Genomic DNA, 20,955 nt, shown 5'->3' on the forward strand with positions numbered 1-20,955 from the left:
GGTACGCCGGGACGGTGCAGACGCATACTGAGGCATGAGCCTGGTGGCGCAGATCTTCGCGATGATCGCGGTGCTCTTCGGCGTGGTGGCGTTCGTCCTGGAGAGCTTCCTCTTCCACCGGCCGAGCGTGCAGACCTTCCTGCTCGGCAAGCCCGAGCCGGCGCCCGGGGTGCGGCTCTGGGCCTTCAACCAGGGCTTCTACAACCTCTTCCTGGCGGCCGGTCCCGCCACCGGGCTCATCGCCTACCACGCCGGGCACGAGAGCGTCGGCCGGGCGCTGGTGATCTACGGCTGCGCCTTCATGGCGGGGTGCGGCGTCGTGCTGTGGGTCTCCGACCGCAGGCTGTGGCGCAGCATGATCGGCCAGAGCGGCCCGCCGCTCGTCGCGCTCGTCACGGCCCTGGTCTAGCCGTCCCGACCGGAGCGGTAGTTCGGGTGGCTCGCTCGACCCGGCCGTGCACGGGTCTGGCGTTCGCCGGGGGTTCTCCGACCTCGTGCACGGTATGCCCGCCGCACGCCGTCCTGGTCACGCTGGCCCGCTCGATGCGCGACACGGTGAACCATCGCATCGCGTCGCGCAGCCGGCACCACCCCACGAGGTACCACCGGCCGTTCGTGGAGGCGAACAGCACGGGTTCGACGTCGCGGGTGGTCGTCGTCCCGTCTCCCGCTGTGTAGCGGATGCGGACCACCCGCTGCTCGGCCATCGCCTCCTCCAGCGCCGACCTGATCGCGCGCGAAGGGGACGGAATCGCGTCGACCCAGACGCGGCCGGCCAGCTCGTCGGCCCGCGCCCGGGTCCGGGGATCGAGGACGTCCAGGACCTTCCGGACCCCGGCGGCTGCCAGATCCGCGTAGGGGGCGTCGGGCGCCGCGGACACGGCCGCCATGAGCGCCACGGCCTGCGCCGGGGACAGGCTGACGGGCGGCAGGGACGCACCTGGCGCCAGCCCGTAGCCACCACCCGGACCCGGGCGCGACCAGACGGGCGCGCCGCTGCTCTCGAGCGCAGCGAGGTCCCTCTTGACGGTGCGCACGGACACGCCGAACTCTCGTGCCAGCCGCTCGGCGGAGCAGCCCCGTGTGCCGCTACGGCGCAGCATCTCCGACAGGGCATGGAGTCGCTCTGCCCGCTTCACCGTCCAATCCGCGTCAAATTCATGACACAGATAGTGACATGCACCTGTCCGTAGCGTCTACGACGGTGGAGACATGACAACGACGACGAACAGCCCGACCATCGTCCTCATCGCCGGCCACTGGCTGGGCGCATGGGCGTGGGACGAAGTCCTCGAACACCTGGAGACCGACCACACTCGTGCGACCGCGATGACGCTGCCCGGTCTCGACGGCGACGATCCTGAGCGTGCGGCGAAGACCCTCGACGACCAGGCCGCAGCGGTCCTGGACGTCCTCGCTCGACTCGGCGACGAGGGGCAGCCCGCGACGATCGTCGCCCACAGCGGGGCGAACGGCCCCGTCAGCCTCGTCCTCGACCGGCACCCTGAGCTCGTCCAGCGGGTGGTGTGGGTCGACTCGGGCCCTGCGGCGGCCGGGAGCGCCTTCGCCCCCGACCTCCCGGAGGGCCTGGATGAGCTCCCGCTGCCGTCCTTCGACGTCCTCGCGCAGCAGGCGAGCCTCGAAGGCCTGAGCGCGGAGATCCTCGAGCGTTTCCGCGCCCGGGCGGTCCCTGAGCCTGGCCCCGTGCTGCGCCAGCCCGTCGAGCTCACGAACGACGCCCGCCGCAAGGTCCGCACCACCCTGGTGTGCTGCTCGATCCCGAGCACGCAGGTGCTGGAGATGGCCCGAGGTGGCCATGCCATGTTCGCCGAGGTCGCGAACCTCGAGCACCTCGACGTCGTCGACCTCCCGACCGGGCACTGGCCCATGTGGAGCCGTCCCCGCGACCTCGCCGAGGTCATCCGGTCAGCGGCTTCTCGCACCGACTGAGCGGGACGCTTCACCTGAAGGGGTCAGCCGGACCCGGCTGACCCCTTCCGTGACACCCACCTCTAGCGGCGCCCCTCGGCGCGGGCCTTGAGGCCGGCCGCCTCCATGGCGAGGTAGCGCTCGGTCAGCCTCCGGTACATCCGGCCCACGACTCCCCCGACCGCCCCGCCCATCACGACCCGCAGCTCGACGCGGGTGCCGCCGTCGGGCAGCGGAGCGCACTCGTGCTGCGCCGACACCGCGCTGCCCGGCTGCCGCTGCTCCCAGGTGAAGGCGCGGCCGGGCTCGAGCATGGTCACCGTGTACGTCCCGGGCGGGACCCGCGGCTGCGCGACCTCGACCCGCGACCCGACGGCGAGGGGTCCGGCGTCCAGCCGTCGGGCGCTGGTAACCGAGTCGGTCCACTCGGGCCAGCGCTCGACGTCGACGAGCACCTCCCACACCCGGTCCGGCGGGGCGGCGACGTCGACGCTGGTGCGCTGCTCCACGCCGCCATCGTCGCAGGGCTTGAGGTTGGCCGAAAGGGCCCCGGGCGGGCCGGGCCCAGGCGAACGCCTCTGCTTCGCGGCAGGAACCGGAGCGGGAGGGCGCTCACATAGGCGCCACGAGACCGGCCGCGACCGAGAGAACCAGGAGGATGACGACGCCCACGACGGCGGAGACCACGGGTCGAGCCATGGTGCTCACGGACGTTGGGCATTCAGCCCGCGCCCTTGCTCCATCACCCGCGGCACGACGACCTCGACGTCCCCGATCGCACTGATGCGTGACCCTCCAGCACCCGTCGGGACGGCGAGCCCTGGGGTGTCAACGCACCTGCCCGCCACCTGAGCCGTCACGCCCGCGGGTCGACCCGCGCACGACCAGCTCCGGGAGAAACGCCCGGTGCTCGTGCACGTGCGCCTCCCCTTCGGCGGCCTCCGAGAGCACCATCTCCACCGCTGTCCGGCCGAGCAGTCTTCGTGGCTGACGGACGGAGGTGAGCGGCACCGCCGCTGCTGCAGCGAAGTCGATGTCGTCGTACCCGACGATCGCGAGCTCGTCAGGCACGCGCACCCCGTGCTCGGTCATCACCTGAAGGACCCCGATCGCGATGAGATCGTTGACGCACAGCACGGCCGAGGGACGGGGAGAGAGGCCGAGGAGCCGTTCTCCCGCGTCGCGGCCGGCCATGAACGTGTGGTGCTCGACCGGTATGTCGATGAGGCACTCAGATCCGAGCCCCGCAGCAGCCATGGCCTGCAGGGCACCCGTCCGGCGTCGAGCGACGGGCCACAGAGAACCACCGACGAACCCGATCGTTCGGTGTCCCCGTTCGAGCAGGTGGGTGACGGCCATGCGGGCTCCGGCCAGCTCATCGGTGGTCAGCGAGCACTCGCCGTCGTGCGCGCGGCTGTCGATCCGCACCGCGGGTATGCCGTCAGCTCGCAACGAGTCGAGCTGCGGCTCGACGTCGCTGGCGGGAGTGATTACGACACCGCGCACTCTCTGACGGCCGAACAGGTCCAAGCAGTCGGACTCACGGCCCGGTTCCTCGTCGCTGCTGCTGACCATGAGCACGAGGCCGGCTGCCCGCGCAGCGTCCTCGGCACCACGAACGAGGTCGGCGAAGAACGGGTTCGCGATGTCGAGGACGACCAGCCCGATCGCCCCCGAGCCGCCGGTGCGAAGGGACCGCGCGGGGGTCGAGGGAGTAAATGCGAGGGCTTCGATCGCCGCGCGCACGCGCTCCCGGGACTCAGCACTGACCCTCTCAGGCCTGTTGAGCACATTCGAGACGGTGCCGAGCGAGACACCCGCTCGGCGAGCCACGTCACGAATCGTCGGTCGCGGCTTCATTGCTTCTCCCATGAATGAACATTTCACCACACGGCCGGCGCGGCACGTCACACGTCGCCCGCTCATCGTCCTTGACGAGCGGCAGTCAGCACCCTAGCGTGTGGGTGAACCGTTTCACGAGTCGGTCGCTCCAGATCGAGCGCCGATGACACCAGCTCAATGAGGAGCATCCGATGAGGCGTTCGCACTACAAGGCCCGTCCCGCCTCCCGCGCATCCGTCGCGTTGGTGGCGACGGCAGCAGTCCTGGCTCTTACCTCATGCTCCAGCTCGGGCGCGGGCGGCGAGGACGATGGCGCCAACGGCGAGGTGACCGTCCAGTGGTGGTCATGGAACCCCGACGAGGGCTCCGCGGGCCAGTACATCGAGGCGTTCGAGAAGGCACACCCGAACATCACCGTCGAGCACAGGTTCTTGCAGTACACGGAGTACACGAACGCCCTGCGCCTCTCCGTGACTTCCGACTCGGGCCCTGACGTCTTCGGCCTCCAGGTCGGCGCGCTGACGCACGCCTACGCGCCCTTGACCGAGGACCTGGCACCGTACGCGCAAGAGGAATTCGGTGCGGACTGGGCAGATCGCCTCTTGACCACTGACCAGCTGCAGGTCGACGGCAAGCAGGTCGGGATGCCATGGACCATCACCGCCGGCGGCCTGCTCTGGTACGACAAGACGCTCTTCGACTCCCTCGGCCTAGAGCCGCCGACGACCCTGGAGGAGTGGAAGCGGGTCTGCGCCACGGTGCAGGAGCAGGGCATCGCCTGCCTCGCACATGGCGCGAAGGACGCCTGGGTCAACATCGACCTGTACCAGACGATCCTGAACCAGGTGCAGCCGGGCGCCCTGTACGACGCTCTGGACGGCACGGCGTCGTTCACCGACGAGCCCTTCGTCACCGCCATGAAGGCGTACCAGGAGCTCTTCACCGCAGGGATCGTCCAGGAGGGCGCGACGGGGATCTCGGAGTACCCGGACGCCTCCGACATGTTCCGACGCGGCGAGGCGGCCACCATTGCGCTGGGTACGTGGGAGAACAACACGATGACCAAGACGGTTCTCACCCGCCTCTCGGAGGAGCTGGACGATCCGGATGTCGGCGAGCGCGTGTTCCTGCCCGTGCCGTTCCCCCTCGTGGCGGGCGAGCATCCCGAACCAGGACTCTTCGGCGGACCCGACGTCGGCTGGGCGATGAGTGCGCGGAGCGATGCCAAGGATGCGGCCTGGACGTTCATCAGCTGGATGACGTCGCAGGAGGAGGGTCAGCAGCTTCTGGCGAACGCGACGCTCCAGTCCGCAGCGCTGAAGACGGTCGAGATCGATGCTTCGGACGTGGTCACCCCCGAGCAAGAGGAGGCTTTGCAGTGGGAGAGCAAGGCGCTCCAGAACCTCGTCGGCCCGCGCCAGATCCCGAACGCTGACGTCGAGCAGGCTCTCGGACAGGCGCTGTCTGCCGTCGCGGCAGGCACGAGCGAACCGGCCGCGGCGCTCTCCGACGTGCAGACGGTCCTCGAGAGCACCCGATGAATGTCACGCACGCAGGCCCCAGTACCGCGGGAACGGACGACCCCAGGACGACCGCAGCCGCGACCGACCTCGTCCGTCCTGCTGCCGAGGCGGGCGAGCGGAGGCGGCGGCGCGGGTGGGACAGGTCCGCGTACCTCTTCGTCCTGCCGGCCCTCGTCGTCGTGGTGGGGATCGTCTACGTCGGGATCGGTTACACGGCCGGCATCAGCCGCCTCTCGTGGGACGGCCTGAGCCCCGCACCACGCGCGGTGGGGCTGGACAACTACGCGACGCTGCTCGGTGACCCGACGTTGTGGCGCGCGCTCCGCAACGTGGCGATCTTCGCCGTGCTGACCGTCGGCATCCAGATGGTCCTCGGCTTCATCATCGCGCAGCTGATGGTGATGGCAGGTCGCTGGACTGGGATCTTCAAGGTCATGGTCTTCCTGCCCGTCGTCCTCGCACCGGCGGCCATCGCGACGACCGCTCGGCAGCTCCTGGCCGCGGGTGGAGATCTCAACGTCCTGCTGAGGGACATCGGTCTCGGCGCCCTGGCGACGCCCTGGCTCGCCGACCCAGGGACCGCCCTGTACGCCATCGTCGCCATCAACGTGTTCCAGTGGACGGGCTTCAGCGCGCTCCTCTACCAAGCCGCCCTGACGCAGATCGACCAGAACACGCTCGAGGCCGCGCAGCTCGACGGCGCCGGCACGGTGCGGACCATCACCTCCGTGGTGCTGCCTCAGCTGCGGGGCACTCACGCGACGCTGATCATCACCGGCGTGATCGGGGCGATCAAGACGTTCGACGTCGTCTACCTCACCACGGGCGGTGGCCCCGGTGGCGTGACGGAGTTCGTCACGACGTACCTCTACCGCCTCACCGTGAACCAGTTCCAGGTGGGGCTGGGTGCCGCGCTCACCGTGCTCATGCTGGCACTGACCCTGGCGCTCACACTCGTTCAGATGCGGGCCTACCGATTCGGGGAGCAACGATGATCGGCCGCGACACGCCACTGCGCCGCGCCCTTGCCCGAGCCGGACTGGTCGTGCTGATGGTGCCGTTCGTCATCCCCCTGATCCTGGTCGTGCGCACCTCTCTGCGCGGCGAGGGCCTGGGCAACTACGCCGCGGTACTGACGGAGTCGCCATTCTTCCGGTTCCTGACCAACAGCGCCGTGATCGCCGCGGGTTCCGTCCTGGCGGTCTACGCGCTGACCATGCTCGCCGGCTACGCGTTCGCGAAGCTGAGGTTCCCCGGCAGAACGGTGCTCTTCAACGCGCTCCTGGTGGGCCTGATGGTGCCGACGGTCGCACTGCTCGTGCCGCTGTTCGTCACCGTCCAGCGCCTCGGCCTCTTCAACAGCTACGCGGCGGTGATCGTGCCGCTGACCGCGACGATCGTGCCGTTCACGCTGCTGCTGGTCCGGAACTACATGGCAGGTCTTCCAGACGAGATCCTCGAGGCAGCACGGATCGACGGGTGCTCCACCCTGGGGACGCTGTGGCGGGTGGTGCTCCCGCTCTCGCGACCGATCAGCGCCGTAGTCGTCGTCTGGAGCTTCCTGAACTCCTGGAACGAGTTCTTCCTCCCGCTGATCTTCCTCCAGGACCCCGGCAAGCAAGCCATCACGCAGGTACCGCTGTACTTCGCGAGCCAGTACGGGTCCGACATCCCGAAGATCTTCGCGGCAGTCGTGCTCATCAGCCTGCCCGTGGTGCTCGCATACCTCTTCCTGCAGCGGTACTTCGAGCGCGGCATGACGGCCGGGGCCGTCAAATGACCTCTCGTCCTTCACCGACCGCCCGGACGAACCCAGCGGTCGTGCGACCCATCCCTCCCGAGAGCAAGGACAACGACGTGTACGAGCTCGACCTCACCAGTGCCCTGTTCCGCGACAAGGTCCGCGGATGCTGGGTCGGGAAGAACTGCGGCGGCACCCTCGGCACCCCGTTGGAGGAGGCATGGGGGCGCCCGGAGCCGTTCGACGTGTGGTGGTACCCAGAGCTACGGGAGGGTGGCCTCCCGAACGACGACCTGGAGATGCAGCTCGTCTGGTTGACGGCGCTGGAGCAGGTCGGTCCCCGGCTCCGAGCCCGGGACCTCGCTCGGTACTGGCTCGACCACATCGGATACAACTTCGACGAGTACGGGCTGTCCAAGACGAACCTGCGCCTGGGACTCGAGCCCCCGGTCAGCGGAGCGTTCAACAACTGGTTTGTGGACTGCATGGGATCGCCCATCCGCTCCGAGATCTGGGCGTGCGTGGCCCCCGGCGCGCCCAGGCTCGCGGCCCGCCTGGCGTACGAGGACGCCATCTGCGACCACGCCGGCGGGGAGTCGGTGTACGGAGAGCTCTTCAACGTGGCGGTTCAGTCTTCCGCGTTCGTGGTCGACGACCGGCGAACGCTCATCGACATCGGATTGAGCTACGTGCCCGCGGACAGCCGCACCGCCGTCGCGGTGCGCGCCGCGCTGGAGGCGATCGACAGGGGCGCTGACTGGAAGACCGCGCGCGCCGCAGTTCTCGAGGCCACCCCGCACCACGTGGCGCAGTACTCACCGGTGAACCTGGCCTTTCAGGTGATCGGCCTGCTCGACGGCGACGGCTTCGGTGACGCCATGTGCAAGACCGTCAACTGTGGGTATGACACCGACTCCTCGGGCGGCACCATCGGCAGCTGGTGGGGCATCCTCTCCGGTGCCAGCGGGCTCGACGCCAGGTGGACGGCCCCATTCGGGGAGAGCATCTCGACGAACGAGGACTGGGGCGGAGTCCGCCACATGACCGACGGATCGACTCCTATCCCCCGCGACCTCCCCCAGGTCGTCGACCGCGTCGTCGCCGCGGCGCGTCGAGTCCTCGGCGAGGAAGGGCTCCTGACCGGCCACACCCGCACCGTCGAGATTGAGGACCTGTACGCAGACGAGGAGGTGCGCTCGCTGTGGCGCCGCGACCCCCTGCTCGTGGAGCACCCGGGGGCGCAGGTGGGTCTCGCCATCTCGTACGCGCCCAGCCCGGCCGTATCACCGAGGCAGCGTCGGCCGCTGGAGGTCCGAGTCGACAACCCGCACCCCGACGCCGTCGAAGTCCGGTTGGACGTCATGGTCCCCGCAGGCTGGACGGCCGTCGAACCGCAGACCGTTCACGTGCCGCCCGCCGAGTCGGCAGAGGTGACGCTGGACATCGACGTGCCGGGACCCGAGCTCCTCGAGAACACGAACACCCTCTATCTCGCGGCCGTGGCAAAGGGCCTCCCCGTGCCTGCCGCGGTGCCCGTCGTGCTGATCGGTGCGGCCGCATGGCAGTTCAGTGGTCCCTGGGCCGAGGGCGACGCCACGTCGCACGACGCCGCGGAGCTGCTCGACCAGCCTCTGGACCCTGAGAAGGGGGTAGAGGTCGACTGGCACGACGTTTCGGCCATCGGGAACGCCGTGCCGACGGAGGCTCTCCCGGCGGGTTCCGGTGTGCACTACCTGCGCACATGGCTGCAAGCACCGGAGCCCATGCAGATCACCGTCGGCGTGGAGTCGAGTCACCCCGTCGCTGCCTGGCTGAACGGCGTGGAGCTCATCAGGGAGGCGAGGTATCGGCCGATCCGTCCTGCCTACCGCGGTTCCAAGGACGGCTCTGCGATCGTCCAGCTCGACGAAGGCTGGAACGAGATCTTGGTCAAGGTCGCTCGGGGCGCTGACGAGCCCGGTGATGCCGGCTTCCCCCAGCTACACCTGCTGCTCAGCAGTGCGGACCGGCTCGCCAACGGCGTCACGGACGTGGGCAGGACGCGGATCGCTCCTCCCGTCCAGCGGTGATGCCACCCCTTCAATAATCGCTCGAGGTGCCCTCCTGGCGGCGGTCGTGCCGGCGCGAGGGCACCTCGTCGACCCCGTGCGATGGTCCCCCGGGACAGTCGTCGGTCGTCTCCGTGCGGGCACGCCTGAGCCACTCGTGATGTCTGCTCTGCATCTGGGAGCAAGAGCGCGAGAGGAAACCGGGTGCCAGAGTTGACGCCGTCATGGCCGACTTCCGCTGGCGGACAGCACCGCCGCGAGACCCTCTCGCAGGTCGTGGACGAAGAACTCGGGCATCTCCAGCGAGGGGAAGTGTCCCCCGGCTCCGGGCTCGCTCCACCGGACGATCTGGCGGAACCGCTCCTGCGCCCACGTGCGCGGATACTTCTCGATGTCGCGGGGATACGTGCTGATCGCTGCGGGGACGTCGACCCGAAGCTCGGGGTCGAGCGAGTCGTGGCTCTCGTAGTAGATGCGGGCCGCCGATGCGCCGGTCCGCGTCAGCCAGTACAGAGTGACGTTGTCGAGGACCCTGTCCCTGGAGATCGTCTCGAACGGGCTGTCCTCGGTGTCGGTCCACTCCGCGAACTTGTCGAGGATCCAGGCGAGAAGGCCGACCGGTGAGTCGACGAGCGAGTAGCCGATGGTCTGTGGCCGGGTCGCCTGCTGCTTTGCGTACGCCGCGCGGTGGCGCCAGAAGTCGCGGGTATCGGCGGTCCATCTGCGCTCGGCCGCCGTCAGCCCGTCCGTCGTCAGCCCGGGCGGAGCCTGCGCCACGGTGGTGTGGATGCCCAGTACATGCTCCGGGAACCTGCCGCCGAGGATCGTGGTGATCACCCCGCCCCAGTCGCCACCGTGGGCGACGAACCTGCTGTAGCCGAGCCTTCCCATCAGCTCCACCCAGGCGGCCGCGATCTTCTCGGCGCCCCATCCGGTGGTTGCGGGCTTGTCGCTGTAGCCGAACCCCGGCAGCGAGGGGGCGACGACGTGGAATGCCGGTGCGGCCGGATCCTCCGGCTCGGCGAGCTCGTCGATGACGTCGGTGAACTCAGCGATGCTGCCTGGCCAGCCGTGCGTCACGATCAGCGGGACCGCGTCCGCGCGGGCGGATCGCCGGTGCAGGAAGTGGATCCCCAGGCCGTCGATGGTCGTGCGGAACTGGCCGATCTGGTGGAGGTGCGTCTCGAACGGCCGCCAGTCGTACTTGGTGCGCCAGTAGTCCCGTACGCCCATGAGGTCAGCGAGCGGGACCCCCTGATCCCATCGGTGGGAACCGCGGGCAGCGCGGGAGACGGTCTCGGCTTCCGGCAGCCGCGCTGCGGCCAGCCGCGCGCGCAGGTCGTCGAGGTCGGCGTCGGTGGCGTGGGCCTCGAAAGCCTGCACGTCGCTGGTTCGACCGTTCATCGGAGCCCCCGCCAGGGTGAGACGACGTGGTGACAACGCCATGGTCCTGGCGGCGTTGCTGATGCGCCAGTGTGTGGAGGGAGGTCGGCGACGTCGACGGAGTTGGGCCCTGCAGCCTCCGCGCCCCGGACGCCGGACAGGCTCGCCGTGGGTGCCGGCAGTGCGAGCAACTAGAGGTTGATCAGATGGCCACGAGTCTCAGAATGATTGGAATTCCGCCACCTTCAGCATCCGTGGCTACAGCTCGTGCCATCCACGTGCCAGTGCAACGTTCCGAGGAGCCCCGATCGTTGCCGCGTCTTCCAGGCTATCGAGCATCGGCGAAACCCTCGCGGCGTTGTCGTCTCAGCGCGGGATGGTGCCACGAGTCGGATGTTGCCACGAGTCGACAGTCTCGGCTACGGGTGATCCTGAGACCGTGTGGGTCAAACGCCGAGGTCGCGCGCTGTCAACACCTCGTCGACGGCCGAGAGGGGCCACCACGGAGAGACCTCGAAGTCGCCCACCCCAGCCGGCCCGAACGCTCCGCTCTCATGCTCGGCGATGAACTCTTCGCGGCTGAGGCCGAGCCAGTGAGCGAAGACGTCCCATCCAATTCGTCGTTGGATCGGCGTCACCTCGAGCGGAACCGGCGGCTCGAACGGCAGGGGGAAGGCAATCTCCGGGAAAATGTTGAAAAGCGACATGCCCTTGGGCGTGAGCACGCTGTGCCGGAAGCCGCCGACATGTGCATCCAGCGCGAACAGTTCGTCGCGAGCGAGCGTCATCGTGATCAGCACCGGGTCCGACGAGTGGAGCTGCTCAACCACCCATGCGTGGCCTGCGACGTCCTGATGCCAGTAGTCGGGCTTGCGTTGTTCGGCATACCGCAGACGCCACACCGACCACAGCACGTCCCTTCGGTACTCCGGGGCCCGCTGCGCCCAGTCGGACTCGGCGACCGAGCGTTGCGGCGTGAAGGAAACCCGGCTTCCCCTGCCGTGCTCGATGCTGACGAACGCCGCGCGCTCCTTCAGGTCGGCCCACAGCGCGTCGGGCGCGACCTCATGGATTCGAGCCAGCTCCTCGACCGTCGAGCCGATCCTCGGCGCGACGAAGCCTTCTACCAAGATCTTCTCTGCCGCTGCGCGAGTGGTCCCGTGATACAGGGTCACGAGGTCGTCGTTCACCTGGACACTCGGGGTGCTTGGATGCCCGTGGTCCAGCGGTACTGGACGGGCTGCAGGTCTGCCTCGTGCGGCTTCCACGGCAGCACGGTGAGCTCACCGGATCCGTCGACGACTGCACCGTCCTTGACCTCGACGTGCGCGACGACGCCGATGAAGCACGCACCTGGGTGCTCGCGTGCCCAGGCCACCTCCCCCGCGGTCACGAACACGTTCTCCCCGGACCCCACCGTGCCCTTGGCCTCCAGGTAGGCCACCCGACCGTCGCGGGTCGCGACCGCGTCGTACGGGTTGCCGACGCGGGTGTCCTCGACGTCCCAACCGTCTGCCTCGAAGCGCGCGGTGAGCAGGCCCTGGGCATGGTCCTCGATCGCCTTGCGCAGCTCGGCGTCCGAGAGGTGTCCCTGGCCGCCCGGCGTCGGCCCCGGATTTGGGGGCACGCCGAGTCGATCGGCCCACAACCCCTCGATGGTGCGCACGGCCTCCTCGTCGCGCACGGACGTGCCGCTGCCCAGGATGTTGTTCCACGGCACCTCGGGCACGAGCTCAAGGAGGTCCTCGGTCGGCAGCGGGTCGTCGGGGTCGATCACCAGCGCGTCCCATTCGACGTCGACATAGTTGAGCAACGCGCCCGACTGGCTGTGGTGAACGTCGGGGAGCGGCTCGCTCGTCGTGTACCCCGAGCCCACGATGCCGCGTGGCCCGGTGCCCTGGCGGAGTAGGAAGACACGCCTGCCTACCGGGATGTTCTTGACCCGGCCCACCGACCACCTGCCCGTAGCGGCGCCCAGGTGCTCGATCGAGTCGAGGTCGCGCGCCCACTCACCTTCCTCGAACCGCCAGACGGCAGGGTTCCAAGTGAGCAACGTTGCGGGCATGTCGGCCTTCCTCGCGGCTGGTGGGCGGCTCGAATCTACCCATCGCCGCAGGCCGAGAACGCTTGGCAGCGGGTGAAACAGCAAATGCACCTCGCCATGTGTTGCACATGTGCAGTTACTGCACGTAGGGTTGCAACATGACGAACCGACGACGCACCGAGCGACCTCACCTCGACGCCGCCCGCGCGGCGCTCGAGGAGGCGTCGCGCGCCGCGCCGGGCGAGGCCGTAGGACCGCTGTCCCGAGCGCGCGGCCTGCTCGACGCAGCCCTCGATGAGGCGATGGCCGAGGCGCTACTGGCGGGCGCTTCGATGCGATCTGTGGCCGACGAGGCCGGCGTCGCGCCGAACACCGTCCCTCCGCGCCTCGCCCGCACAGAGGCGCTGGGTGCCTACGCCAACCGCGAGGGGCGCGTCAGCGCCGAGGGCGTGGCCCGAGCCCGCTACGACCGCGAGCGAGGCACGCCACCCCCGGCGGCACGGCCGTCGGTGGAACCTCTGCGGTTCCGCGCCCGCCGTTCCTGATCTCGCACCCGCAACGCTCCTCGCATGCCCGCACCCCGACGAAAGGACCTACCCATGGCTGACCAGACGTTCACGCACCTGGCGATGCTGCTCGACCGCTCGGGCTCGATGCAGTCCATCAAGGAAGCCACCGAGCAGGGCTTCGAACTCTTCCTCGCCGAGCAGCGCCAGACCCCCGGCCGCTGCACGGTGACCCTCGCCCAGTTCGACGACCGCTACGAGGAGGTCTACGCGGATCTCGACGTGGCCGCCGTCCCGCCGCTGAACTTGCAGCCGCGCGGCGCGACCGCCCTGCTCGATTCCATCGGACGCCTCGTGCAGACCACCGCGGTGCGGATCGCTCAGCTCCCCGAGGAGCAGCGGCCCGCGAACGTCATCGTGGGCATCATGACCGACGGCCTCGAGAACGCCTCCAAGGAGTACACGCACGCCGCGATCAAGGCTCTCGTGACCGAGCGCGAGGAGACGTTCGGGTGGACGTTCCTGTACATGGGAGCCAACCAGGACGCTATCGAGGTCGGAGCCTCTCTCGGCGTCGCCGCCGACCGGTCCCTGACCTACGAGGCCGCCAACGTCGGCACCGCCTACGCCGCCACCTCCCGCGCGCTGCGTGACGTCCGCAACGCTGTCATCGCCGGCGTCGCCCCGGCCGCGGCACGCGACACCCACGCCGTGTACTCCGCCGCTGAGCGCGCCGCAGCCGGAGGTCCGACGACGAAGCGCCGGTCCGCTGGTGACGGGACCAAGCAGAACCCGTTCAATGCGGAGGAACTCATCCTTCACCTGCAGTCGGTACTCGCTACTGACGCTCCGACCGTGGCTGACACCGGCACGTACGGTCGGAAAGCGGCTCTGTTCGCCACCCTCAACGGTGTCCCCGTGTACATCAACGCCGACACCTCCCGAGCGGCGATCCAGGCGTTCGTCGACGCCGCCGCGCTTGGGAACATCCCTCTGCAGGTCATCGCGAACAGCCACGGGCAGCTCAACAAGGTCACCTTCTCCCCCGACGGCGCCCCCGTGACCGGCTTCTACTGCTACACCCGCGATGCGCAGCCTGCGGCAGGCCCACTCGGCATGGCCACCACCCGTTCCCACGTCTGATGACCTCGGTGCAAGCGACGCGCGACGTGCTCTCGCGCGTCGCTTGCGCCGAGCTCATCGTCGGTGACTACTTCTGGCCGTCCACGGGTAAGTGCCCTCGCCCCACCAGCGAGTAGATCCAAAGCATGCTCGGCGCTTACCTGAGTATCTGTGCGCGCACCGCTAGCCTCGGAACCTGACCCCGTCCAAGGGATTCAGGTCGGCGACAGCCCAACGTCCCGGTGATGGCTTCCAGGAGGGCCTTCGTCGTGCGGCTTCAGGAGAGCGAAGCGTTCCAAGGTTCTGCCTTCTTCAGGCGGCGGCGCACGCCCTCCCCGCCGATCCGCTCGATCTCGGCTCGCGGGCCGACGACGACCAGCAGGGACTTGGCCCTGGACATCCCGGTGTAGAGCATCGAGCGCGCCCGTTCGGTGTTCTGGAAGCCGTTGATCGTGAGCACCACGACCGACCGCTCGAGGCCCTTGAAGTTCAGGACGTGCCCGTAGAAGACGTCGGTGGCGGCGAAGAAGTCCGACCAGTATTCGTCGTACCCGGCGACCTCGATGGTGTTGCGCTGCTCCGGGTGCCGGCTGCCCGTGGTCAGCAGCGCGACGTGGCCAGGGTCCCAGCCCTCCTCGAGCAGCGCGACGACGGCGTCGTCCGCCGCGTCCACCGCGTCGGTGTGCGGGACGTCGACGACGCGGACGGGTGCCCCGTCGAGCCCTCGCGGCTGTACACGTGTCGCGGTGAGCGCACCGAAGGTCTGGGCGATCTGCCTCGTCGAGCGCAGGTTCTCTTCGAGCACGAACGGGGGCAGCGCGATCGGCGGGCGCCCGTCGCGCGGGAACAGCGCCTGGTCGTCGTCCATGAAAACGAACAGGCCGCCGTCGTCGGGGTCGCGCAGGCACCTTGTCAGGGCCGGCCACCACACCTCGCCGAAGTCCTGTGCCTCGTCGACGACGACGGAGTCGAACAGGTCGGCGGGCGGACGCTGCTCACCGAGATGTCCGAGCGCCTCGGGCAGGTCCGTCTCGTAGTACGCGGACCTGGCCTCCATGGTTGCGCCGGCAGGCGGCTCGGGCGCGCCCCAGGCGACAGCAAGGTCATGGAACAGCCCGACATATGCGGGCCGGTCCTTCGGCGGCCAGCCGCTGACCACGCGCTGGAGGTAATGCCCAAGACCGCGCGAATAGCACAGCAGCCCGACGCGATCGCCGGCGCGTGCCCGACGTCGGGCCTGCTCGAGCGCCAGCCAGGTCTTCCCCGAGCCTGCCGCGCCCACGATCCGCACCCGCCGCTGGTGGCGCAGCAGGTCGAGGATGGATCTCTGGTCCTGGGTCAGCTGTTCAAGCCGGACCTCATGAGCCGCCGCTGCTGCGACGGCGTCGACCGCGGGCATCAGCCGCGCCTCGACCAAGTCGGTCAGCGCGGCCAGTCCGCCGTCCTCCAGCGGCGAGAGGCCGTCACCGAACTGCGCGATCGCGCTTCGCACCCGCTCGGCGACCCCGTACGTACGTTCCAGGTCCGCGCGGTCCACCGCCATCGGACGTGGGAGGTCGAGGGCGTCCCACTCGGGCGGCAGGTACTGGAACGGGAGTGCGACCAGGTGCGCAGCACGCGCGTAGCCTGCCGCCAGGCCGCGCTCGCGGAGCAGGTTCTGCAGTGCATGCCGGGCGCCCTGCACCTGCCGCACCGGGTCGATGCGGTGACGGCTCCCCTCCCGGCTCGCCTGATGCCAGCCGTCGCCGTCGTGCGTGACGTGCCCGCCCTTGACCTCGATCGCCGCCATGCCGAACCCGGGCCACGCCACGAGCAGGTCGATCTCGTGCTCGTACGGCCCGTCCTGGAGCCGTAGGCCGTGGAACAGCACCGCCTCGTCGGGCAGCTGCTCGACGAGGGCTTGCCAGACCGCGCGCTCAGCCCCGGAATCGTCTGGCCAGAGCGGCTCGGAGGGAATGAGATGCGGCACGGCGTAATCGATACCACGGCCAACACCGGTCGGGCGCTTCGTCCGGCGGGAAGCTCGGCACTTCACCCCGCCGCCGCGCATGTCTTGCTCGGCTCCCTTGTGGTTAAACCATCGCGGCGCGCCGCCTGCGCCACCCCTTGCATGGCTTCATCTGGGGTACTTTCGCGGCGTGGTTCCCCTCTACGGAGTACTAAGCGATGCACGCCTACGATGATGACGGCAGGAAGCTCGACGCCACCTTCTCCGTCGAGACAGTTGAGGGCTCGCTCACCGTCGTCTTGGAAAGTCGTGGTGGGGCAGACGCTCGCGGAGTGCTTCGCAACCCTGACTATCTCGACACACTTGACGTGCTGCTCAAACGCCTCGCCTCCCTGAAGACGACACTTACTGATGCGGTCGTCGATTCACTGAGCACCAAGGCGTTGCCGAGGGAAGAACGCCGGATCCTCCCCGAACTCGTCCGACTTGACTTGGTTGCAAATCTCCAAGAACTGCGCGGAGCGCTCACACGACGCGCCGCGCGCCTCGGTCGCGCGCCAGGTGCGCGCGGCGCAGGAAACCCCACCAAGCGCATTCGGCTAACCGTTGACGTTCCCGGCTTCACGGGGTCAGAGGCAGATCAGCGGCTCGCGGAGGCAATCGCCCAGGTGCCGGCCCCATCCCAGCCAGTCGACGACTACACGACACACCTGCTTCGTAGCCTCACCGGAGTCGAGCTAACGACGACGTCAGGAGCGAACAACACGATTTTGCGGATCGACCCGCCGCACGTGATCGTTGCGACCACGCGCTCCCCAGAAGGCTCACCGGTCCCGATCGCAGATGTGGCACGAGCGATGCACCTGCTGAACCGGCGCGGCTTCATCGTCGCCAGCCCCGAGAACATCGGCTACCGGAGCGCATTCATCGGCGCGGTCCTCCTCCAGCTGCCCGATGCTCGAATTGATGCCACTTCGCCCCCTCGCATCGTCGTCGACCAGGAACACGCCGACGATTGGGTCGCAGACCTTCCTTCCCCTGGACCGTTCCAAGGCGATCTTGACCGTCCAGTCTCCATACGGCAGCGGCGCGAGCAGCGGAAGCTGCGCGAGCAGCTCCTTCATGGACGTAGCGAAGCGCCTTGCGCTCTTTGCGGAGATACACTTCCGGCCCGTTTCCTGTGGGCGTCCCACATCAAACGACGCTCGGCAGCAACCGACGGAGAAGCGCGTGACCTTCTGGCGATCGCAATGCTGGCGTGCATCTTCGGCTGCGATGCGCTCTTCGAGGACGGCTACGTCGCCGTGCGCGACGGAACGGTCGTCGGCACGACGAAGGTCGACCGCAGTAGTTCGCTCGGGCAGCACATCGGCAACCTCGAAGGGCGCACCGTAGCGAAATACGACGTCAGCGCGAAGTACTTTGAATGGCACGAGGAACACATCTTCCTGCGGTGAGCACGAGCCCTGGGATGCTGGGACGCACTGACCGAGATGCCGAGCCAACGCGACTCGCTTTCATGCCTCCTGCGCGCCACCGCAAATCGCTATGAGGTAGGCGGCTGCGAGCAATCTTCTTTTTCCGCCGAACTTGCGACGTGTCCTTAGACCTGCACGTCGCTCGACGATGTGGAAGCGCGGAAGGTCTCAAGAGCCGACCACGAGCCCCAGTAGTGCTCAGCATCCATATTCGCCAAAGCGAACTGGAACGTCTGCGAAGCTGCGAGCGACTGAGATACGTCCTGCGGGTCCGCAACCCTCAGCAACAGCGCGAGGTGGAGCACCCATCTTCCCGACACGGATAAGATGTAGTATTCGGCGATTTCGTTATCGAAGAACGTATTTACGGCCTCAAGTTGGTGGCTTTGATCGTTCCGGACCCGCTTCATGGTCTCAACCCACGCCTCTGGATCTGGCCCTACGAGCCCTGGCGCAACCCTAAGGACGGGCGCGATCAGCTCGGTCACCCTCTCCTTGTAGTTCATCTGATCCAAGTGATTGAGGACACCGGCGATCCTGCTCCTCGCGCCGTCCAGGTCTGACCAATTTGCACTCGCCAATTCCGAGATCGCGGCCCTTCGTGCGCTGTCGCGCACCCTGCGCATTTGGGTCTTTGACAGGGGCGCGAATGGACGAGATTCTCGGTAAAGACGCCTGTGCGCGCCCTCGAGTGCGGTGGCCAACACCAGCGCACTGACCTGCAATACTTCCATTGCGGCAGTGGCGATGAACGGGAGGGGCCCCAGGCCCTCGGACGATTCGAGCCACGAGGCGGCGTCAGAAATTCGAAGAGTCAGCGGGTTGAGGAGATTCGTTGTGTGCCATGGCTTCTTAGTGGGGCTTGGTGCACCGAACGCGCACCAATCGCTTCCGTCTTTAAGCCTTATTTCGATATTGACCTGGTTCACGCTCGCCGCGGTCCATAGGTTCACCAGCTGGGCAAGGGATTCGACCACGCCTTGAATCGCTTCTACCAATCCGACCGGTTCATCTGGCGTGAAGCAGAAACCTGGCGCGCCGGCGTCATTCCACGCGGTGAGCTCGCCCGCCGTGGAAGAACCAGCCACTGACGAAGGTCCATCATCCAGCCAGCCCGCCTCTGCTCCTGGGAGGTCAAGGGACACGCGAACGCCCGCCACAGGAGCCTGTTTCCCAGGGATGTGGGCACCAATTACGTATCGGTAGCCATCAAATTTCTGAGCTACGCGGCGCCCGATCCAAGTGCTCATCTGCGCGTCGAGCAAGGTGAGGGCGGTACCGTCATCGAGTTCAGCCCAGATGACCCGAGGGGCATGGTCAGCGGCGATCATGCCAGCGTCTCTCTTGATAATCGTTGTGGTGACGCCGTCAAGAGTCTGACTTGTTAGATGTGCAGCATCGGCGATCGGGTCGACGAGGGAGAGCCGGAACGAGCCGGGCTGGACGCTGAGGGAGCCAGTTGCTGCGCGGTCTGGTGTACCGGGCAACCAGAACCGCCCGTGAAGTTCTTCGGGTGCGCGGGTCAACGTGGTCCTCACGGTACGGACAGTCCTTGATAGATTCGCCGACCGTAGCCCGCATCTACCACGTAGTGCCACCTTTGCGGTCGGATGGCGAGGCGCGGGTTGAGAGCACACGAGGGGTGCCACGCCGCAACTCGCCCATCAGGGCGCACCGCACCTGATTGTTGAGGGCTACTCACCCTCCGACGGGACCACTCGGCGCGCCAGCGTCCAAACGCTCCTGCACGAGCGGACCTTGCGCCTCGCCCAAAGCGGCCGGCTGTCGTTGCGTGCTGCCAGACTGCGCGCATGCCAAACGAGGTTGTCGTGGTTTCCGGTGTCGTGGTTCTTGCATGCCTCGCAGTCGCCGCTGCGATCACTCTTGGTCCACGCCGTCGCTCTGCGCCTGCGCCCACTACGTTGGCGCCTGTCGTCAACCCGAAGCGTGCATTGGACGACGGTGCCCTTGAGCCCGTCATAGATGATGAAGTCCTGATCCTGCCAAGCACTGTCGAGAACGAGGTCTTCGCCTTCGGCGACCCGGCGAACGTACGCGAGATCGGCGTGCCAGTTACCAGCTCACCCGCCCAGCTCGCTGCTCAAGCCACTCGGGCGAAGGCGGTGATGGATGGCGTCGTGGCGTACCAGCAGATGGTGGGCAGCATTGTGCAGGTCGACGCGAAGATGGCCGCGGCCGTTCGGGCGGCACGCGCGGCGAAGGACGGCACAGGCGAGGTCCTCGCCGTCGTACGTGGTGCTAAGGGCCACTTCGATCACATCGCTCGGCTGAGGAGCGTCAAGGGACTCGTTGCGGCGTCGTCTGTGACGAACGCGGTGGCCGCGATGGCTGTACAAGCGCAGCTTGAGCGGGTCGAGAAGCAACTCACCGCGCTTTCAGAGCAGATTGCCGATGTGCACTGCGAATTACTGACGCAGTGGGATGCCAAGGCGCGCGCGGCCGAGGCCCTACTGGCTCAGACTTACCGCACCGCGGGACTCGCCGAGACGCTGTCGGTTACCAACTGGGGCCGCGTCGAGTCAGCTGGTCTGGAAATCCTCGCCCACTTCTATAAGGACAACGACGAGCTCGCGAAGGCGGTCTCACAACTTGAAAGGCTCGCAAGCTCGCGAAGCCTCAAGCACCGCGAGATGCAGATCGAGAAGCGGACCGCAGCTGTAGTTGCGGCGCACAGAGCGCTCGCAAGATCCTCGAAGTCATGGGTCCAGTACTCCATGCTCACCATCTGGCGGATGGCCGTCCTCGAGGACCCGAGCCTCGAACCACACCGGCTTGACCTTGAGCACTTCATCGATCAGCAGGCGGCAACGATTGAACAGCTCGCTCAGCGCACCGACACGGCCATCCGGCAGCTCGGCGACTTCAGGTGGTGGCGGTCAGTTCAGCATCCAGTTTCGCGTACTCGGCTACCGGCGATGGTCAGCTCCGCCCTCTCTAAAGCGGCACAGATCAAGTGGGCACCGCTACAGATGCACGCCGCACCCGCACAGCTCAATGGCACACCGGTTCAGCCTGCGACAGCGCACGACAGCAGTGCCCCGGAGGCCACAGATCTCATCGCACTGCGGACTCGGTTCCTCGAAGACCTGCGCGCCCTGTACCACTCACGGGCCCGCAAGGGTCAGCGCGTCTCTCGGAAACGGTGAGGCCGGAGTAAGCGGTGGCAAGGTGCGCAAGCTCTTCACCCTGGGCACTCCGTAGGACGAAAAGCCGCACGAGTCGGGCATGCGAGGCGTGCCTAGGGCACCGTCGCCATCGTTCGGCGCTGCACACCCCTCGTGCTCACACGTCGCTAGCCGAGGGCGATCTCAGAGCGCGTGGGTGTCGCTGCCATGGTGATTTCGTACCGACGGAACGACTCACCGCGACT

The 20,955-nt window shown here is 67.8% G+C and carries 18 protein-coding genes; 10 read left to right on the top strand and 8 right to left on the bottom strand.

Annotated elements, in window-relative coordinates:
- The first annotated feature begins 34 nt into the window (after window positions 1–34).
- Entirely contained in the window at window positions 35–409 is a 375-nt protein-coding gene (locus U5M74_RS13475; RefSeq protein ID WP_410909449.1) for a DUF1304 domain-containing protein, read from the top strand.
- Here U5M74_RS13475 and U5M74_RS13480 read toward each other — a convergent pair.
- Complete coding sequence (locus U5M74_RS13480) at window positions 393–1,139, bottom strand: helix-turn-helix transcriptional regulator (protein ID WP_410909450.1); 747 nt, start codon at window positions 1,137–1,139, stop codon at window positions 393–395. The two genes, U5M74_RS13475 and U5M74_RS13480, sit on opposite strands and share 17 nt — an antisense overlap.
- Before the next feature lie 73 nt (window positions 1,140–1,212).
- On the opposite strand from U5M74_RS13480, the gene U5M74_RS13485 reads away from it, so the two are divergent.
- Complete coding sequence (locus U5M74_RS13485; RefSeq protein ID WP_410909451.1) at window positions 1,213–1,950, top strand: alpha/beta fold hydrolase; 738 nt, start codon at window positions 1,213–1,215, stop codon at window positions 1,948–1,950.
- Window positions 1,951–2,012: 62 nt separating this feature from the next.
- On the opposite strand, the gene U5M74_RS13490 is transcribed toward U5M74_RS13485, so the two are convergent.
- Window positions 2,013–2,438 carry an SRPBCC family protein gene (locus U5M74_RS13490; protein WP_410909452.1) on the bottom strand — a complete coding sequence of 142 codons (426 nt, stop codon included), beginning with the start codon at window positions 2,436–2,438 and terminating at the stop codon, window positions 2,013–2,015.
- Window positions 2,439–2,757: 319 nt separating this feature from the next.
- Window positions 2,758–3,801, bottom strand: coding sequence for a LacI family DNA-binding transcriptional regulator (locus U5M74_RS13495; protein ID WP_410909453.1), 1,044 nt, complete (start codon window positions 3,799–3,801; stop codon window positions 2,758–2,760).
- 161 nt (window positions 3,802–3,962) lie between these two features.
- On the opposite strand from U5M74_RS13495, the gene U5M74_RS13500 reads away from it, so the two are divergent.
- From U5M74_RS13500 to U5M74_RS13515, 4 genes are all read left to right on the top strand, one after another.
- Entirely contained in the window at window positions 3,963–5,312 is a 1,350-nt protein-coding gene (locus tag U5M74_RS13500; RefSeq protein WP_410909454.1) for an ABC transporter substrate-binding protein, read from the top strand.
- A 164-nt stretch (window positions 5,313–5,476) separates the two neighbouring features.
- Complete coding sequence (locus U5M74_RS13505) at window positions 5,477–6,289, top strand: carbohydrate ABC transporter permease (protein WP_410909455.1); 813 nt, start codon at window positions 5,477–5,479, stop codon at window positions 6,287–6,289.
- Between the two features lie 56 nt (window positions 6,290–6,345).
- Window positions 6,346–7,074 (top strand): carbohydrate ABC transporter permease, encoded by a 729-nt coding sequence (locus U5M74_RS13510; RefSeq protein ID WP_410909456.1) that lies wholly within the window; start codon window positions 6,346–6,348, stop codon window positions 7,072–7,074.
- 77 nt (window positions 7,075–7,151) lie between these two features.
- Window positions 7,152–9,104, top strand: a complete 1,953-nt coding sequence (locus U5M74_RS13515) for an ADP-ribosylglycohydrolase family protein (protein ID WP_410909457.1) — start codon at window positions 7,152–7,154, stop codon at window positions 9,102–9,104.
- A 201-nt stretch (window positions 9,105–9,305) separates the two neighbouring features.
- On the opposite strand, the gene U5M74_RS13520 is transcribed toward U5M74_RS13515, so the two are convergent.
- The 3 genes from U5M74_RS13520 to U5M74_RS13530 form a co-directional block, all read right to left on the bottom strand.
- Window positions 9,306–10,487 (bottom strand): epoxide hydrolase, encoded by a 1,182-nt coding sequence (locus U5M74_RS13520; RefSeq protein ID WP_410909458.1) that lies wholly within the window; start codon window positions 10,485–10,487, stop codon window positions 9,306–9,308.
- A gap of 425 nt (window positions 10,488–10,912) precedes the next feature.
- Window positions 10,913–11,656, bottom strand: coding sequence for a hypothetical protein (locus tag U5M74_RS13525; RefSeq protein ID WP_410909459.1), 744 nt, complete (start codon window positions 11,654–11,656; stop codon window positions 10,913–10,915).
- Window positions 11,653–12,531 carry a protein NO VEIN domain-containing protein gene (locus tag U5M74_RS13530; RefSeq protein ID WP_410909460.1) on the bottom strand — a complete coding sequence of 293 codons (879 nt, stop codon included), beginning with the start codon at window positions 12,529–12,531 and terminating at the stop codon, window positions 11,653–11,655. Before U5M74_RS13530 ends, U5M74_RS13525 begins: the two co-directional genes overlap by 4 nt.
- Before the next feature lie 137 nt (window positions 12,532–12,668).
- Here U5M74_RS13530 and U5M74_RS13535 point away from each other — a divergent pair, with 137 nt between their 5' ends.
- Both U5M74_RS13535 and U5M74_RS13540 read left to right on the top strand, forming a co-directional pair.
- Window positions 12,669–13,055 (top strand): hypothetical protein, encoded by a 387-nt coding sequence (locus tag U5M74_RS13535; RefSeq protein ID WP_410909461.1) that lies wholly within the window; start codon window positions 12,669–12,671, stop codon window positions 13,053–13,055.
- Window positions 13,056–13,109: 54 nt separating this feature from the next.
- Window positions 13,110–14,159: a hypothetical protein gene (locus U5M74_RS13540; RefSeq protein ID WP_410909462.1), complete on the top strand. Its 1,050-nt coding sequence runs from the start codon at window positions 13,110–13,112 to the stop codon at window positions 14,157–14,159.
- Between the two features lie 256 nt (window positions 14,160–14,415).
- On the opposite strand, the gene U5M74_RS13545 is transcribed toward U5M74_RS13540, so the two are convergent.
- Window positions 14,416–16,107 carry an NERD domain-containing protein gene (locus U5M74_RS13545; RefSeq protein ID WP_410909463.1) on the bottom strand — a complete coding sequence of 564 codons (1,692 nt, stop codon included), beginning with the start codon at window positions 16,105–16,107 and terminating at the stop codon, window positions 14,416–14,418.
- Between the two features lie 197 nt (window positions 16,108–16,304).
- Here U5M74_RS13545 and U5M74_RS13550 point away from each other — a divergent pair, with 197 nt between their 5' ends.
- Window positions 16,305–17,543, top strand: coding sequence for a hypothetical protein (locus U5M74_RS13550; RefSeq protein WP_410909464.1), 1,239 nt, complete (start codon window positions 16,305–16,307; stop codon window positions 17,541–17,543).
- Between the two features lie 146 nt (window positions 17,544–17,689).
- Here the strand turns inward: U5M74_RS13550 and U5M74_RS13555 are convergent, their stop codons facing one another.
- Entirely contained in the window at window positions 17,690–19,102 is a 1,413-nt protein-coding gene (locus U5M74_RS13555) for a HEPN domain-containing protein (RefSeq protein ID WP_410909465.1), read from the bottom strand.
- Between the two features lie 273 nt (window positions 19,103–19,375).
- Here U5M74_RS13555 and U5M74_RS13560 point away from each other — a divergent pair, with 273 nt between their 5' ends.
- Window positions 19,376–20,731, top strand: a complete 1,356-nt coding sequence (locus tag U5M74_RS13560) for a hypothetical protein (protein ID WP_410909466.1) — start codon at window positions 19,376–19,378, stop codon at window positions 20,729–20,731.
- The last annotated feature ends 224 nt before the right edge of the window (window positions 20,732–20,955 follow it).

The sequence above is a fragment of the Puerhibacterium sp. TATVAM-FAB25 genome (assembly GCF_046535855.1).
In the GTDB taxonomy this organism is placed as follows: domain Bacteria; phylum Actinomycetota; class Actinomycetes; order Actinomycetales; family Cellulomonadaceae; genus Puerhibacterium; species Puerhibacterium variabilis_A.